Here is a 16,222-nt window from a genome sequence, read left to right on the forward strand (position 1 = left end):
AAAAAAAGCTCCAAGTATTTGGAGCTTTTTTTTGTTTTAAACAAAGTAACCATAAAGTTTGTCATTTCGACGAAGGAGAAATCTTCACAAGAGCTCAACAAAGATTGGAGATTAACTGCATGGAGTTTCTTACGAAGATTTCTCCTTCGTCGAAATGACAAAAAACGCACATAATAAATTAGAAATCCATTTAAATCTTCGCTTTTGCAAAAGCGAATCTGTTCAATCAGCGTTCAAACTACAGGTAATTAAATATCACGCAGCATCGCTCTGGCTCTTTCTAAATCTTCTGCTGTATCAATTCCAATTCCAACGTGTGTTGTTTCAACCATTTTAATGCGTTTTCCGAATTCTAAATAACGTAATTGTTCCAACTTCTCAGAAGCTTCTAAAGATTTCATAGGAAGACTGTAAAAGTCTAATAACGCTTGCTTTCTAAATGCGTAAATTCCGATGTGCTGAAAATAACGAACTCCAGCCTCTTTATCTCTTGGATACGGAATTACTGATCTAGAAAAATACAAGGCAAACTGTGATTGATCGACCACCACTTTTACATTATTTGGATTATTGATTTCATCTTCATCTGTAATTTCACGCATTAACGAAGCCAAATCAATTTTCTTATCGGCATCATTTTTAAATACAGACAAAACCTGCTCTAATGGCGCTACTTCTGTAAAAGGTTCGTCACCTTGTACGTTTACAACAATATCGACATCAAGATTAGCTACAGCTTCAGCAATTCGGTCACTTCCAGACTCATGTTCTTTGATGCTCATAATTGCTTTTCCGCCGTGAGAAACGATTTCATCGAATATCAAATCAGAATCAGTTACCACAAAAACATCATCAAACAACTTTGTCGAAACCGCAGCTTCGTATGTTCTTAGAATTACTGTTTTACCTCCTAAATCCTGCATAAGCTTTGCAGGAAAACGTGTCGAAGCATATCGTGCCGGAATTACCGCTATTATTTTCATTGTAAATCTTTTTTAAGTAAAACAAATGTAACTATTCAAACCTAAGATAAAAAACATAATTGCTTTAGATCGTTATAAAACTGACTGCCAATGTTTTAAAAAATAAAGTATATTTATCAGAAAAAAAAGTATGAGAAAATCGTCGATTCTGGTTCTGTTTTTATTGAATTTAACTTTTATTAATTCGGCTTTAAGCCAAAAAAATAATGCTGTTCCATTAAATGCATTTGCAAATCACATTTTTGACGGCGATGGTTATCAGCCGCTGACAACTTTAAAATGGAAATTTAAAACCGAAGGTAAAATCTTCTCCTCACCCATTACCAAAAGCGGCATTGTTTATATTGGCAGCGAAGATGGTTTTTTATATGCAATTGAAGAAAAATCTGGAAATCTAAAATGGAAATTCAAAACAGATGGCGCGATTCACAGTTCACCAAGCATTTTCGAAGACACAGTTTTCTTTGGAAGTTTTGACGGCAATTATTATGCAGTAAATACCAAAACAGGAAAACAAATTTGGAAATTTAAAACGGGTGGAGAACACTGGATGGGAGAAAAAGGCGGCGGAGGAATGAAACCTGAAACACAATACATGGAGGATTTATGGAGTTTTTACCTATCATCGCCAGTCGTATATCAAAATAAAAAAACAGCTCAAGTTATCTTTGGAAGCAGCGACGGAAACATCTATTCGCTTGATACAAAAACCGGAAATGTAAACTGGAAGTTTAAAACTAATGGTCCCGTTCATGGAACTCCTGTTATAGATAAAAACAAAGTTTTCATTGGCGGCTGGGATGCTGTTTTATACGCACTGAATGCAGAAACCGGAAAAGAAATATGGCATTTTGCTACTTCTACCAAAATAGGTTTTAAAGGCATACAATCGTCTGTAACAGTTTCTGATGGAAAAGTATATTTTGGAGCGCGTGATCCACACTTTTTCTCACTTGATGCTGAAACAGGAAAACTAATCTGGAAATACGATGCTGAAAACTCCTGGATTCTAAGCACTGCTGTAATTACAAATGGAACTATTTATGTAGGAACTTCTGATACTTATGTTTTATTGGCTCTTGACGCAAAAACCGGCACTGAGAAATACCGATTCAAGACAAATGGCTACGTTTATAACTCACCTGTAATAGCAGGAAACACAATTTATTTTGGTGATTTCACTGGAAATTTCTTCTCACTGGATTTACTTTCTGACGGAAAAAAATCAAATACTATAAGCACTGATAATCGCAAACAATATGCAAACTCTATTTTAAAAAATGATCTTTTAGATTTTGGATATGCAGGTCAAAACGAAGATCTGTCTTACTACGATAACAATAAAAAAGTAATGGATCAATTCTATAAATTAGGTTCAATCCTTTCTTCTCCTTTTGTAAATAATAACACTATTTATTTTGGAAGTGCAGATGGATATTTATATGCGTATAATTTAGAAAAATAGACTACTTTGTAACCTGATCTGCGAAACGCATTTTACCGCAAAGGGCGCAAAGATTTTTATTATGGATTACGTTAATTAAACACAAAGTTCGCGAAGCTTTATCAATATAGCTTTGCGAACTTTGCGTTTTTATAAGCTTTGTAAATAAAAACCTTTGCGTGCTTTGCGGTAAAATTTCTACACAATTTCTACATAATTTTGACTGACGTCATACTCAATGAACCTGCTAAAAGTTTATCATTAAACAAATTCAATTCTTCTGATTTTTCTTTTAATCCTAAAGTGTATAACAAAGGCAAATAATGTTCTGGAGTTGGAACTGCCAATTGAACTGCTTTGTTCATTTTTTCGAAATCTATTAACGGTTGAAAATTGCCGTCTAATAAATAATTATTCACCGTTTCTCGAGCTTCGATTGCCCAATCGTAACCATAATTGTCTTTATCAAAATTTCTAAAATCAACCATTCTAAGATTATGCACAATATTACCGCTTCCGATAATTAAAACTCCTTTACGACGCAGTGATTGTAGTTTTTGCGCCAATTCAAAATGAAATTGACCTGATTTGGTATAGTCAATGCTCAACTGAATTACGGGAACATTTGCTTCTGGATATAAATGTTTTATTACACTCCAAGCGCCGTGATCTAATCCCCAATGTTCATCTAAATCAACTTGAACTGGATCTAAAATTCTTTTAGTTTCTAATGCCAATTCAGGGCTTCCTTGTGCGGGATATTGCACATCAAATAATGCTTGTGGAAAACCTCCAAAATCATGAATTGTTCTTGGCATTTGCATCGAAGTAACTTTGGTTCCTTTAGTAAACCAGTGTGCGGAAACACATAAAATAGCATTGGGCTGCGGTAATGTTTTTGCCAAATTGCGAAAACCCGTCACAAACTGATTTTCTTCAATAGCATTCATAGGACTTCCGTGTCCTAAAAATAGTACCGGCATTTTATCTGTATTCGAAAACGTTGACGAAATCGAATGTAAGTCGTTTAGTGTTGTCATTTGCTAAAACTTTTTTTCTGCCACGAATTACACTAATTACACTAATTTTCATAGCTTAAAAAATAATTCGCGCTAATTCCTGAAATTCGTGGCAAACAATTATTCCTCAAAACTCTCGTCTTTAAATCCTATCAAATATAACTTATTTTTGGCACGTGTCATAGCGGTATAAAGCCATCTTATGTAATCGCGATCGATACCATTTGGTAAATAAGGCTGTTCTATAAAAACCGTATTCCATTGTCCACCCTGTGATTTGTGACACGTTATAGCATAGGAAAATTTCACCTGCAAAGCATTGAAATATTCGTTTTCTTTTACTCTTTGAAACCTTTTATACTTAGTCGTTTCATCTTCGTAATCTTTCATTACCTCTTCATACAAACGATTTGATTCTTCGTAAGTCAATGACGGAGATTCACTTTTTATGGTATCTAAAAGCAGTACCGTTTCAAAAGGCTTTTGATCTGGATAATCGACCATTCTTATTTTTACCCTTGCAAAAGTAAATCCATATAATTCCTTGATTCCAAACATTTCCAGAACCTCAATAATATCGCCATTGGCGATAAATCCCGCTTCATCTGTTTCTTTAAGCCAGAAATAATTATTCTTAACTACCATCAAAAAATCACCTACAGAAAGTTCACTTTCTTTAAACAAAATCCTAGTTCGAATTTGTTCATTGTATTGATTTGCTCTTTTATTAGATCGTACAATAAAAGCGGTATCTTCAATACTATAATTGCTATATGCGGTATTTATTGCATCTTGAATATCATAACCATCTGTAAGACGCACAATATCTTTAAACTTTTTTACATTGAATCTAAACTCAGTAATAAAACTTTCCTTCAATAACTCACGTAATTCTGTTGCGTTGAACAAAATTCCCGAGCTTTCTTCCTGACGCATTACCTCATCTAGTTCAATATGTTCAATTTCTTTATCGTAATGTATTCCGAGAGTTTGAATATCTAACGCTGGACTTATATCTAAATTTACCGGCGGAAGCTGTGCTGTATCTCCTAAAAGAATCATTTTACAATTCGTTCCAGAATAAACATAGTTAATCAAATCATCCAGAAGCGAACCGCTGTCTAAAGTACTGTCTGAAATCATCGAAGCCTCGTCGACTATAAAAATGGTATTTTTATGTTTATTGACTTGTTTGGTAAAAGCAACTCCTCCGCCCGACGACTTTTTAGGAAAATATATTTTTTTATGAATGGTAAAAGCCGGTGTATTCGAATAATTGGCAATTACTTTTGCCGCGCGTCCAGTTGGTGCAAGCAAAACAAACTTTTTATTAATATCGCCAAGATTATTTACAATTGTCGAAATCACCGTTGTTTTTCCGGTTCCTGCGTATCCTTTTAATACAAAAATGGTATCGTTAACTGGTTCGGTTAAAAAAATAGCAATTTTTTGAAAAAAAATATCCTGTTTGTATGTAGGTGCAAATGGAAATCTTTTTTGTAAAATGCCGTAAAACAATGCTGAATTCATAGAGAAAATTTGAAATACAAAGGTCGCTTTTTTTAATGGCAATGGCAATAATTTGAAACCATATAAGTGATGTAAGTAAACTTAAGATTACGATAATCATATTAACCGTTTGTTGTTGACATTACTTAAATGATCTTAAAAATTAAAACAAACATACTCTAGGCTTAATTCCTTATCTCGCTTATATGATAAAGAAAACTTAACCTTACTTTAAAATGTTTTTGAAATTGTTTTTTGAAATTGCAATTATAATTGTTCCTTTTTAATTTGTAAGTTTGTAGTCGCCTTAAATTCTTTCTTGTAAAACAGGTAACGAATTGTAAATCAATATGTCATTACAAAACACTAACATTATTTCCAAAAATTATAAAAAACTTTCGATTCAGGTTTCACTGAACGGATTTTCATTTTGCTGTTTTGATACTTTAAATAATACCATTACTTCGTTTAACGAAGTTCAATTTGATACTACTCAAAAACAAAATAAAATCGAGGACTTATTTTCAGCTTCATTTAAAAATTATCCTGAATTAAAAGAAACCTACGACGATATTCTAGTCATTCACAACAACAATCTTTCGACTTTTGTACCAACTGCTTTATTTGATGAGAATTACTTAGGCAGTTACTTACAGTACAGTACAAAAGTATTTGAATCTGATTTTTTTACTTTTGATAAAGTCTCCAATTACGAAATGAATTCTGTTTACATACCGTACATAAATATCAATAATTTTCTAATTGATAATGTAGGATCTTTTGAGTACAAACACGTAAATAGTATTCTAGTCGAAAAAATCTTGGAAGGTTCAAGAAATAATGACGAGAAAAAAATGGTAGTAAACTTTAACCCAAATCATTTTGAGGTTATCGTAGTTCAAAATCAAAAACTATTATTATTCAATTCTTTTGAGTATCAAACTCCAGAGGATTTTATTTATTATTTGCTTTTTACAGCCGAACAAACCAATTTAAATCCAGAGCTTTTTCAACTGGAATTATTAGGTACCATAACCCAAAACGATCCGTTTTATGCGATTGCATACAAATATATTCGTAATGTATCTTTCTTAGACGTGAGTGCATTACAAGAAAAAAACAATTATACAACTGCTCAGAATCAAAAACATTATATCTTATTTCAATCATGAGAATTATTTCAGGAAAATACAAAGGACGCCGCATTTTTCCGCCAAAAAACCTTCCTGTAAGACCTACGACTGATATGAGTAAAGAAGCATTATTTAATGTTTTGAATAATCATTTTAGTTTTGACGGCTTAAAGGTTTTAGATTTATTTTCGGGAACCGGAAATATCAGCTACGAATTTGCATCACGCGGAAGCGCACCAATTACCTCTATTGATGGTGATTTTGGATGCGTAAAATTTATTAAACAAGTTTCATCAGAATATGATTTTGACATTGCGGCTACAAAAAGCGATGTTTTTAAATTTCTGGAGAACTGCAAAACATCATACGATATTATTTTTGCCGATCCTCCTTATGGATTAGATCAAAACACTTTTGAAAAAATTGTTTTAACGGTTTTCGAAAGAGATTTACTTCACGAAGATGGTATGATGATTATCGAACATTCTAAATACACAAAACTAGATCATTTAAGTAATTTTTCATTTCAAAAAAGCTACGGAGGTTCTTTCTTTAGTTTCTTCGAATTAAATTCGACTGATGACGATGAGGAATTACCAGGCGATACTCCAATAAAAATTACGGAAGAAGACGAAGGATAATTTTCTTTTTACAGCATAAAAAACCTTGAAATTTCAAGGTTTTTTCTTTTTTATTTAACTCTGCTTTCGTTCTCATCAATACTTTTTCCTTTAAACTCACTTTCTTTTACTTTTCCAAAAGAGTATTTTAACGCTATCGAAATTTCATAAGAATCGACTACATATCGTGCTTTAGAACTCACAGTATTAATGGTAAAATCTTCGGTTCTAATCGTGTTTTTAAAAATATTGTTCCAGCTTAAAGTACAATTCCATTTTTTGAAAAAGGTTTTCGAAACTGCCATATCAGCAACAAACATTGGGTTTCTTTCAAAAACGCCAACTTTCTGTTTTGTCAATCCCCAAAAATTCAATACAAAATTATATTCGTTTGGAAGCTTAAATTCATTATTGGAGTAATAATAAAAATAGGGTTTTGAAGTCATAAATACTGCCGAAGAATCTTCAATTTTTTCTAAAATAAAAAGCAGTGAATTATTTGTTGTCCAAAACTTATATGTAAAAGGCAATTCGAAATCAAGATTAAAACCTGTTTCTTTATCAAAATTCACATCTTTAAAAGTCATTATATTATTCTGGTCATCAAACGTAAAACTATTATAAACTGGATTTGTATTTTTATAATAACTCAACTTAACCGTTTTATCGTGATACTGAAAAGTCGACGAAATTTCGTTGATTATGGTAGGATCTAAAAATATATTTCTAGCATATAAAAAGTACGGATTTATATAGGTTGCTCCCTGACTTAAAGACGAATAATTGGGTCTTGATATACTTTTTGAATAGTTTACACTAATACTTTTTGTACTGTCAATTGGAAATGTGAGTTGTGCTTTTGGAAAGAAATTTGTGTAGTTTTTATCAACCAAAGGCAATAAATCACTTTTAAATTTCCCATTAACATTCGTGTTTTCAATTCTGACTCCAAATGAAAAATTGACTTTTTTAATCTTGCCCGAAAACTGACTGTATCCTGCCAAATTCTGCTCTTTAAAATCATAATTACTTATTTCATCAACACCCGTTTTATAATAATAAATATCAATATCCGATTTCGAATTTGCTGACGAATACAATCCTCCTACTTCTAATTTCAGATCATTTTTAAACTTTTTCTCTGTATCAATTCTTCCCGAAAAAACATTCACTTTAAAATCCTGATCTCGATTTTGAGTTCTCTCAAATTGTGTATCATTAAAACTATCTTGCACATTACTCCAAGATTTTTGATCGAAATTTGAATACTGAAAACCACTAAAAACAAGCAGATCAATTGCTTTTATTTTTTTAGAATAATTCAAAAATGCGTTTACAAAATTCTTGTCTCCCTCATTATCACTATACGTAACAACATTATTCTCTACATCCTTATTTTTATTATCGGTAATTGTATTTATAGGAAAAGTATCTGTCTGCAATTTACTATTGATACTAAACGAGAAATAATCCTCTTCGTTTATTTTATAAAACACGCCGCCTCCCAAAATAAATTGTTTTCTTTTTGTTTGTGCAGTTACATCATATTGGGAAGCAATTTCTGCATTAGGAATTTGATAATCGATACTGTGATTTTCCCACGGATTCAAACGATTATAATTAAAGTTTGCCTTCCATTCTAATTTATTCTTTTTAAAGCTGGAATTAAATCCGAGATAATTATTAAACTGTTTTTTAAAAGACGCTGTTTCAGAAATATCGGTTCTCAAACTATCTTTTTTACTAAACTTTCTTGTAATCAAAATTACAGATCTTCCTTCGGCTTCATATTTTGCAGATGGATTTTGAATAATTTCGATAGTTTTAATATCGGCTGGAACCAAAGCATTCAAATCGTTCATTCCTGCTTTTTGATTGTCAATATAAATTAACGGACTTCCTTTACCAACAACTACAATACTTTCTTTATCTGGACTCACTAAAACGGTTGGTAATTTTGCCAGCAAATCGAATGTATTTGGCATTGAATTGTAAATAGAATTTGCAACGTCAACTTTTATATTTCCGTTTGAGTTTGTAAAAGTCTTTTTATTCTGATTGATAACAACTTCGTTCAATTGATTTGAAATCGAGTCTTTGGTAGTTTCATTTTGTGCATTTGCAATAAACGAAAGAACAAAAAGTAAAAGTGCTAAAAGGAGTTTTAATGGCATACAAAGTTTTTTGTTTTGAGATGATGCAAAAATGCTTCTAAAAAAGAGTTGCCAAGGTTAATTGAAGGTTAATGCGGAGTTAATGGCTGGAATATCTCACAAAAGCACTATTTTTGAAATGAATATTTAGTTTTATGAAACAAAGAATCAATTTATTAATAACACTTTCGGTTGTCGCTCTGCTTGTCTTGTCGACCGTACAATGTTATTTGGTAAAAACTGCTTATGATTATAAAGTGGCTCAGTTTCATACTCAGATCAAAAATGAAATTGCAGCAATTACAAATAATTACAGTGATATTGATGCCGTTTTAGTTTCTAAAAAAGAAGCGCTTTACAAGAATTTATCGGAACAATATATTAAAGGCAAAAATTCTAAAATTGATATTAAAAAAGGCATTTTAGAGAGTAAATCTAACGACGTGTTAACACAAAGAATTCAACGAAAGTTCGAAAGAGATTTACCCAATTTCAAAATTGACTTTGCTATTGTTCTCAACAAATTTATTCTTTACAAACACGCTAAAAAAAGAGATACTATTTTTTCTGAAAAGCCTTTTATTCAGAATAAATTGTACGGAAACCTAAATTCGTTGAATCACGCTTTTTTAGTTCGAAATTATGTCGGCACTACAAACGGAACTTTTGGAAATCAAGAATATAAATTACTTACCGAAGATTCTATGTATGTTTCGGTTATCGATTGGGAACTGATTATTTTAAAACGAATGACGTTTATTCTTGTTTTGTCATTATTATCAATTCTTACACTCATTTCGCTTTTTGTAATCGCACTCAAAGCTTTAATTAAACAAAAAAAGGTAAGTGATGTAAAAACAGATTTTATCAATAATATTACACACGAACTTAAAACTCCTTTAGCAACATTAGGCATTTCGACTAAAATTTTAGAACAGAAAAACATTCGTGACAATGACGAGAATTTCAATTCAATTGTCAATACAATTTCACGTCAGAACAATCGTCTTCAAAGTTTGATTGATCAAGTTATGGCAAATTCTTTGGCCGAAAATGAAATCGAATTGCAAAAGGAAAAAATTGAAACTGAGCATTTCCTGCAAATAATCGTTGATGATTTTAAAATTGCTTTTCCAAAAATCAATCTTAAAACTGATTTTCAAACTCAGAAAACAATTTTAGTTCTGGATAAATTTCATTTAACAACTGCTTTTTTAAATGTTTTAGAAAATGCCGTAAAATATGGATCGAACACAATTACAGTAAAAACAAAAATCATAGAAAATCAGTTTTCTATTTGTTTTGAAGATGACGGAATTGGAATTGCAAAAAACAAACAATCACTTCTTTTTGATAAATTTTATCGTGTAGAGCAAGGAAATCTTCACAATACAAAAGGTTTGGGTTTAGGATTATATTATGTTGATCAAATCGTAAAAGCGCATCAGGGTTCTGTTAACGTTATTAGCGATTTAGGAAAAGGAACTCAGTTTACTATTTTATTAAAAGTTTAATTACCCTATTTTGAAAAAATTACTTTTGGCTGAAGACGATTTTGACTTTGCAGCAATTTTAAAACAATATTTAGAGCTTCATCAATTTGAAGTAACTTGGGCAGAAAATGGCGAAATAGCTTTAGATCATTTTAAAAATCAAGCTTTTGACATTTGTATTCTAGATGTCATGATGCCTAAATTAGACGGATTTTCATTGGCTGAAAAAATGATTATAATCAATCCTGAAACTCCATTTATTTTTCTAACAGCAAGAAAGCTGCAGGAAGACAAAATCATTGGATTAAAACTTGGTGCCGATGATTATATAGCGAAACCTTTTGAAGTCGACGAACTGATTCTGCGTTTGCAAAACATACTTAAGAGAATCGAGCAAAAGAGAAGTTTAGAAGGAAATAACACAATTGAAATTGGCTCATATATTTTTGACAACGAGCGTTTAACTCTAAATAACAAAAATCACGTTCAGCAGCTCACAGAAAAAGAAGCTTCACTTATTGAATATTTATATCTGAACCATAATCAGCTGTTAAAAAGAGAACAAATTTTAATGTCTGTTTGGAAAAAAGACGATTATTTCTCGGGGCGCAGCATGGATGTTTTTATAAGCAGGCTTAGAAAGTATTTTAATTCAGATCCAAAAATCAGTATTGAAAGCGTTCGAAGTATTGGCTTAGAATTTAAAATAGAAAAACCTTGACGAATCAAGGTTTTTCTATTTTAAACGAACTTTATTTTCCAATTACCCAACCTAAGGTGAAATTTATGATTGGAACAAATTCCGTGTCATATTCGTCAAAATTAACTCCCGGACCAGCATTAAATTCTAAGTTAAATCTTCCTTTATAAGTACGCTGTAATCCCCAAAGAGCACCAAGCGTAAACGAAGAAGAAGCTTCTCTATAATCATCATTTGTAGATATCGAACCAAAACTATAAACCGCGTTTGCTGCTAAATAATTTCCAGAATTTCTTGCTGTTCTTTTTCCTTTTTCTGCTCTTTTTTCAAGATTATAATAATGACGAAACTGTTCATTAATGGTAGGATAAATGGCAAAATTCGAATTGTTTGAATTGGCTTGAAAACCTAAACCTAAACTTGCTTCAGAATATAAGGTGTTTTTAGAATTAAATCCGTGCTCATAAACAAATCCAGGCAGTAATAAATTTATTTTAAATTGATGTTTTGCTACTGCAGTCGGAGCATCATCTTGTGCATTTACAGCATTTATAAAAAGAACAAAAAGTAATAGAATTAGGTAATTTTTCTTCATTGGTTGTTTTTAAATTGGTTTCGACAAAAATAACATTAAAAACATACCACAACTTAAAAAAACAAATTATTTTCTTACAATATATTATTGCATTATTTAATTAAAATAGCTGCAATCTTTTCATAAAGAGGCGTTTTTACACCATATTTCTTTCCTTCGTTTACAACAAATTGTGTGAGCGAAACTGCTTCGGTATTTTTGCCTGCTAGTAAATCTCTATGCATAGATGATGTTGCTTCTTTGGGAGATTTCTCTAACTTTATAATAGTTTGTGCAACAATATCTTCTGGTAATTTTAAACCTTTTGCCTGCGCCACATCTTCGATTTCATGAAGCAGTTCGATATAAATTACTTTAGATTCTAAATGATGCAGTATCTCGCCAATATTCTGATTTAAATAAGAAGTTACAGAAGCTAATGCCGAAATAAAAATAAACTTCTCCCAAACTGTTTCTTCTATATTCGCAGCCAAGTAACTTTCTATTTTTGCTTTTTTGAAGATGTTTTGCAGCTCTTCCAATTTTGAAAATGATGCGGTTTTAGAACCAAAAAACAACTTTTCGTAAAAGCCAATTTTCCGAATTGTTCCAGGCGAAAAGATCATCGAAATAATATAAACACAACCTTGCAGAACTTCGTTTTCGGGAAATATCTTTTGGATTCTTTCTTGTGCATCAACACCATTGTATAAAGGCAGAATCACTGTTTCATTCTTAATTGATTTTTTCAAAGACGATAAACTTTCTTCAATATCATACGTTTTAGTTGCACAAATTAAATAGTCTAATTCGCCAATTTCGTCAGGGTTATTAGAAACTATACTAGGAAAAACAATTGTCTCAGAATCATCGGTTACAATTTTTAATCCGTTTTCGGCAATCGCTTTTTGAGTTTCACCGCGCGCAATAAAAATCACTTCAACATCATCAGACTTATAATATGCTTTCGCTAAAAGTCCGCCAAAATAGCCGCCAACGCCACCAAGTCCTAAAATTCCAATTCTTTTCATAATCTTTTTTTGTCGCTAATTACACCCGTTATTACGCATATTTCTGTCATTTTGAGGAACGAGAAATCACACAAGAAACTCCGTGACAAGAGTCTCCAATCTTTGTCGAATTATAAGTGTGATTTCTCGTTCCTCAAAATGACAAAAAACCACTTAAATCCGTTTCTCATCTGAGCATTACTATTACTCCTCCAAAACAGGATTCAAATCAAGCTCTGCAAAATCTCTTTCGGTTTTCGAAATTATAATTGTTGCCACCGTATTTCCAATTAGATTTGTAATGGCTCTGGCTTCACTCATAAATTTATCTACTCCTAATAGAAACGCTAAACCTTCGACTGGTATTTTATGAAGTGCTGTTAAAGTAGAAGCCAAAACAATAAATCCGCTTCCCGTAACACCTGCAGCACCTTTTGAAGTAATCATTAAAATACCAATAACAGTAAGAATTTCAAAGAAACTCAAATGTACATCATACAACTGAGCCAAAAATATTACCGACATTGATAAGTAAATCGAAGTTCCGTCGAGGTTGAAAGAATATCCTGTTGGAATCACCAATCCTACAACTGATTTACTGCAGCCCATTTGCTCTAGTTTAACCATAATACTTGGCAAAGCAGCTTCTGAAGATGATGTTCCTAGAACTAATAAAAGTTCTTCTTTTATATATTTTAAAATCGAAAGGATACTTATTTTATAATAACGCAGAATGCTTCCTAAAATTAGAAAAACAAACAACGCCATCGTTAAATAAACACAAAGCATTAATTTACCAAGCGGAATTAAAGTTCCTAATCCAAACTTTCCAATTGTGTAAGCCATTCCTCCAAAAGCACCAATTGGCGCGAGATACATAACGTATTTTAAACCGAAGAAAACTACATTTGAAAAACGTTCTAAAACTAAAATGGTTTGTTCTCTTTTTTTATAAAAATTTAAAGCGATTCCACATACAATAGCCGCTAGCAAAACCTGCAATGTAAAATTGGAAAGAAAAAACTCCAGCCATGAAAAATCTTTTGCCGCGCCGTTTGTATATTGACTTGCGTCGCCTAAAGTTAATCCCGATTTATCAATTTTTCCTGGTTTAAAAATATAAGCAACTGCAACACCAATAGCTAAAGCTACGGTGGAAACAACTTCAAAATAAGCTAAGGCTTTTACACCAATTCGCCCCACTTTTTTTAAATTACCCATTCCAGAAATTCCCAAAACAATCGTTAGGAAAATAATCGGGCCGATAAACAACTTGATAAGACTTATAAATTTCGCTCCTAAAATTTCCATTTTCACTCCATTTTCAGGCGAAAAATGTCCAAGTAAAATACCCGCAATTATGGCTATTAAAACCCAAAAAGTAAGATTTGTGATTATGGTATTAAAAAGTTTTTTTTTTGCCTTTGAAGAAGATTTTGGAGCGGTTATATTCATGAAAACAAGTTAGTAGAGTTTCACAAATATATAAAAAAAGCAGACCTATAAGCCGGATTCTGTCCTTGATAAATCAAGGCCTTATCATTTATCTAGATTCCGAATTACTTCGGAACTCGAGCTACCTACCCTTCAACAACGGACGAGAAGCCCTTAAATGCTGATATACTTGGTATTTCACCGCATAGAGTTTACCTGGTTTCACTACAGCATTACCTGTACATACTTTCTGCTGCACTTGTCCTAATCCCGATAGCTATCGGGACCGACGGGTGTTACCCGCTATGCTTCTCTATGGTGTCCGGACTTTCCTCTCCCCACCGTAGCGGGCAGCGATAAGGCGGTCTGCGCTGCAAAAGTAACGATTTATGAACTAAGAATAATGATTTTAAATTTCCGTTTTTATGAATTTTATCATAACTTTTTAATTTTAAAATAGTTATCTTTAAAATTCGATAATTTTTAAATTCAAATATTATGATTAGGATGTATCACTACGCAACTGTTTCAAAAGCTTTAGATCAATTGCATGAAAAAGGGTTTACGTGCGATTTTAATCTCAACTCAGACATTCTTAAAAAAAATCCTGAGAAATTTGAAATTGTACATGTGTATCGATACGAAGGGGAATCAGACCCAGGCGATGAGGCAGTTGTATACGGAATTAAGTCCAGTAATGGAAAAAAAGGTGTTTTTGTAGCAGGTTTTTCTGCCGATGCAGATCAAGAAACTGCCAAACTTTTATTTGATTTAAGCATTAAAGGAAGGTAATTTTCAGGACTTGATCCTGTTGTAACTTTTCATTTTATTAAAGTAATCACAATCTATGTCATCTTGAAGAATTAAGAAATTTTCATTAGCAGCTCGCCGAAAAATTGGTTATTTACATTGCAGAGTTTCTTGCGAAAATTATTCGTTCCTCGGGATGACATAAAAAAGAAGGCAATTATTTATTCATGCTGAGTTACATCATTGTACTGCCAAAGTACATTTATAATTTTCCATTCGCCATTTGTCTTTACAATATGCATATAATCTATCCATGCATCTGCAAGCAATTTTACCGACGCTGTTTTTGCAGAAACATCTAACAATTTGACTTCTTTTCTTGGATTCTTTGGAAATTTATCGCCTTTTACATTATAAGTTTCTGCCAGTATAACCATGTTCTCAGCGAAAAACTCCGAGATATAATCTTTCTGTGCTGCTTTATTTCTAAAAACTGATCTTTTTACCATTCTAGGATGCAAGGCACTTTCCATCAATTTTGGATTTGGATTATGCTGCGCTTCAATATATGCCAAAGCTGCTCGTTTAATTTCTAATGTATCTTGAGCGGTTTGTGCTTGAAGCTGAATAAAACTAAATGCAATTGCGAATAATAACAGATATTTTTTCATTTAAATTAAGGTTTTAAAATTACAAACGGGGATTTTTGAATTCGATAATTAGATTCTGCTTTACAAAATTGAATTACCGCATTTTGCATTTATTAATAATAATCAATTTCTCTTTCTATCCTACTTTCTATTACTCCTTCTTTAAAATATGTTTTTTTGATCCAGTTTTTAAATTTATCATAAACGATCTCACCAGTATGTGTAATAACTTTTTCTTGATTGTCATCAGAAAAATCACTTTTTGATATATAAATTATTTTCTTAGGATTTTTAAAGGTTTTATAATAGCTTCTAATTTTGCCTTTTACTCCGTATATGTAATTACATCTTGATAATGAGTCTTTTGAAATCCAAGTCCGCACGGTACTTTCTAAAAAATCCTTATTATATTTCTCCTCAATCGTTAATTCAAACTCTTTGTTTTTTAGTTTTTTTGTCACTTCTTTACGCGAATATCTTGGGCTTATTTTTACAACGATTGTGGTATCCTTATTTTTCATGTATTCATACAGCGTTTGCTTTTCTGGATAGAATGATAATTTGGTACCTTTACCAGATTCGTTTATCACTAATGTTTCTCCTTTTTCATTTTCTGGATTAGTATACAAATCTTCAATCAATTGATTTTGGTCATTGTATTTATAAACCCTAAAATCCTGCAAAACATCATTGACATAGTGCTCTTGCTTAGTAACTAAATTTTTAGTAAAATTCTATTTATATATTTTT

At 31.9% G+C, this 16,222-nt stretch carries 15 protein-coding genes and 1 other RNA gene; 6 read left to right on the plus strand and 10 right to left on the minus strand.

All coding sequences use genetic code 11. The features are described 5' to 3' along the window. Positions 1–248: 248 nt before the first annotated feature. Positions 249–983: a 3-deoxy-manno-octulosonate cytidylyltransferase gene (gene kdsB, locus BOW55_RS19080; RefSeq protein ID WP_129025889.1), complete on the minus strand. Its 735-nt coding sequence runs from the start codon at positions 981–983 to the stop codon at positions 249–251. A 130-nt stretch (positions 984–1,113) separates the two neighbouring features. Here kdsB and BOW55_RS19085 point away from each other — a divergent pair, with 130 nt between their 5' ends. Next, a complete protein-coding gene (locus BOW55_RS19085; protein WP_129025891.1) occupies positions 1,114–2,448 on the plus strand; it encodes a PQQ-binding-like beta-propeller repeat protein in 1,335 nt (444 codons plus the stop codon). Between the two features lie 188 nt (positions 2,449–2,636). On the opposite strand, the gene ygiD is transcribed toward BOW55_RS19085, so the two are convergent. Together ygiD and BOW55_RS19095 are read right to left on the minus strand one after the other, a co-directional pair. Beyond that, positions 2,637–3,467, minus strand: coding sequence for a 4,5-DOPA dioxygenase extradiol (gene ygiD, locus BOW55_RS19090; protein WP_129025893.1), 831 nt, complete (start codon positions 3,465–3,467; stop codon positions 2,637–2,639). Between the two features lie 99 nt (positions 3,468–3,566). Continuing rightward, a complete protein-coding gene (locus BOW55_RS19095) occupies positions 3,567–4,976 on the minus strand; it encodes an ATP-dependent RecD-like DNA helicase (RefSeq protein WP_129025895.1) in 1,410 nt (469 codons plus the stop codon). A gap of 329 nt (positions 4,977–5,305) precedes the next feature. Between BOW55_RS19095 and BOW55_RS19100 the strand changes: the two genes are divergently transcribed. Then, positions 5,306–6,127, plus strand: coding sequence for a DUF3822 family protein (locus tag BOW55_RS19100; RefSeq protein WP_129025897.1), 822 nt, complete (start codon positions 5,306–5,308; stop codon positions 6,125–6,127). Then, the gene (locus BOW55_RS19105; RefSeq protein WP_089056136.1) at positions 6,124–6,729 is read left to right on the plus strand and encodes an RsmD family RNA methyltransferase; all 606 of its coding nucleotides are present in this window, start codon (positions 6,124–6,126) and stop codon (positions 6,727–6,729) included. Before BOW55_RS19100 ends, BOW55_RS19105 begins: the two co-directional genes overlap by 4 nt. Positions 6,730–6,779: 50 nt before the next feature. Here the strand turns inward: BOW55_RS19105 and BOW55_RS19110 are convergent, their stop codons facing one another. Next, positions 6,780–8,882, minus strand: a complete 2,103-nt coding sequence (locus BOW55_RS19110; RefSeq protein WP_129025899.1) for an outer membrane beta-barrel family protein — start codon at positions 8,880–8,882, stop codon at positions 6,780–6,782. A 134-nt stretch (positions 8,883–9,016) separates the two neighbouring features. Between BOW55_RS19110 and BOW55_RS19115 the strand changes: the two genes are divergently transcribed. Both BOW55_RS19115 and BOW55_RS19120 read left to right on the plus strand, forming a co-directional pair. Then, a complete protein-coding gene (locus tag BOW55_RS19115; RefSeq protein ID WP_129025901.1) occupies positions 9,017–10,375 on the plus strand; it encodes a sensor histidine kinase KdpD in 1,359 nt (452 codons plus the stop codon). Positions 10,376–10,385: 10 nt separating this feature from the next. Beyond that, complete coding sequence (locus tag BOW55_RS19120) at positions 10,386–11,075, plus strand: response regulator transcription factor (protein WP_129025903.1); 690 nt, start codon at positions 10,386–10,388, stop codon at positions 11,073–11,075. A gap of 31 nt (positions 11,076–11,106) precedes the next feature. Here BOW55_RS19120 and BOW55_RS19125 read toward each other — a convergent pair whose 3' ends face one another. The 4 genes from BOW55_RS19125 to rnpB all read right to left on the minus strand — a co-directional run bounded on the left by BOW55_RS19125 (position 11,107) and on the right by rnpB (position 14,445). After that, positions 11,107–11,649, minus strand: coding sequence for a DUF3575 domain-containing protein (locus BOW55_RS19125; protein WP_129025904.1), 543 nt, complete (start codon positions 11,647–11,649; stop codon positions 11,107–11,109). Positions 11,650–11,741: 92 nt separating this feature from the next. Next, positions 11,742–12,659, minus strand: a complete 918-nt coding sequence (locus tag BOW55_RS19130) for a ketopantoate reductase family protein (protein WP_241686620.1) — start codon at positions 12,657–12,659, stop codon at positions 11,742–11,744. 183 nt (positions 12,660–12,842) lie between these two features. Beyond that, a complete protein-coding gene (locus BOW55_RS19135; RefSeq protein ID WP_129025908.1) occupies positions 12,843–14,093 on the minus strand; it encodes a cation:dicarboxylate symporter family transporter in 1,251 nt (416 codons plus the stop codon). 32 nt (positions 14,094–14,125) lie between these two features. Further along, positions 14,126–14,445, minus strand: an RNA gene (gene rnpB, locus BOW55_RS19140) — RNase P RNA component class A. Positions 14,446–14,570: 125 nt separating this feature from the next. Here rnpB and BOW55_RS19145 point away from each other — a divergent pair. Further along, the gene (locus BOW55_RS19145) at positions 14,571–14,864 is read left to right on the plus strand and encodes a hypothetical protein (protein ID WP_089056090.1); all 294 of its coding nucleotides are present in this window, start codon (positions 14,571–14,573) and stop codon (positions 14,862–14,864) included. A 179-nt stretch (positions 14,865–15,043) separates the two neighbouring features. On the opposite strand, the gene BOW55_RS19150 is transcribed toward BOW55_RS19145, so the two are convergent. Continuing rightward, a complete protein-coding gene (locus tag BOW55_RS19150) occupies positions 15,044–15,493 on the minus strand; it encodes a nuclear transport factor 2 family protein (RefSeq protein ID WP_129025910.1) in 450 nt (149 codons plus the stop codon). A gap of 92 nt (positions 15,494–15,585) precedes the next feature. Further along, positions 15,586–16,113, minus strand: a complete 528-nt coding sequence (locus BOW55_RS19155) for a hypothetical protein (protein WP_164975071.1) — start codon at positions 16,111–16,113, stop codon at positions 15,586–15,588. Positions 16,114–16,222: the final 109 nt, after the last annotated feature.

Source organism: Flavobacterium sp. YO12, from assembly GCF_004119495.1.
Classification (GTDB): Bacteria; Bacteroidota; Bacteroidia; order Flavobacteriales; family Flavobacteriaceae; genus Flavobacterium.

Excerpts from the sequence above, each read along its gene's own strand:
- kdsB (WP_129025889.1), bottom strand. The coding sequence starts at position 983 with ATGAAAATAATAGCGGTAATTCCGGCACGATATGCTTCGACACGTTTT.
- BOW55_RS19085 (WP_129025891.1), top strand. The coding sequence starts at position 1,114 with ATGAGAAAATCGTCGATTCTGGTTCTGTTTTTATTGAATTTAACTTTT.
- ygiD (WP_129025893.1), bottom strand. The coding sequence starts at position 3,467 with ATGACAACACTAAACGACTTACATTCGATTTCGTCAACGTTTTCGAAT.
- BOW55_RS19095 (WP_129025895.1), bottom strand. The coding sequence starts at position 4,976 with ATGAATTCAGCATTGTTTTACGGCATTTTACAAAAAAGATTTCCATTT.
- BOW55_RS19100 (WP_129025897.1), top strand. The coding sequence starts at position 5,306 with ATGTCATTACAAAACACTAACATTATTTCCAAAAATTATAAAAAACTT.
- BOW55_RS19105 (WP_089056136.1), top strand. The coding sequence starts at position 6,124 with ATGAGAATTATTTCAGGAAAATACAAAGGACGCCGCATTTTTCCGCCA.
- BOW55_RS19110 (WP_129025899.1), bottom strand. The coding sequence starts at position 8,882 with ATGCCATTAAAACTCCTTTTAGCACTTTTACTTTTTGTTCTTTCGTTT.
- BOW55_RS19115 (WP_129025901.1), top strand. The coding sequence starts at position 9,017 with ATGAAACAAAGAATCAATTTATTAATAACACTTTCGGTTGTCGCTCTG.
- BOW55_RS19125 (WP_129025904.1), bottom strand. The coding sequence starts at position 11,649 with ATGAAGAAAAATTACCTAATTCTATTACTTTTTGTTCTTTTTATAAAT.
- BOW55_RS19130 (WP_241686620.1), bottom strand. The coding sequence starts at position 12,659 with ATGAAAAGAATTGGAATTTTAGGACTTGGTGGCGTTGGCGGCTATTTT.
- BOW55_RS19135 (WP_129025908.1), bottom strand. The coding sequence starts at position 14,093 with ATGAATATAACCGCTCCAAAATCTTCTTCAAAGGCAAAAAAAAAACTT.
- BOW55_RS19145 (WP_089056090.1), top strand. The coding sequence starts at position 14,571 with ATGATTAGGATGTATCACTACGCAACTGTTTCAAAAGCTTTAGATCAA.
- BOW55_RS19150 (WP_129025910.1), bottom strand. The coding sequence starts at position 15,493 with ATGAAAAAATATCTGTTATTATTCGCAATTGCATTTAGTTTTATTCAG.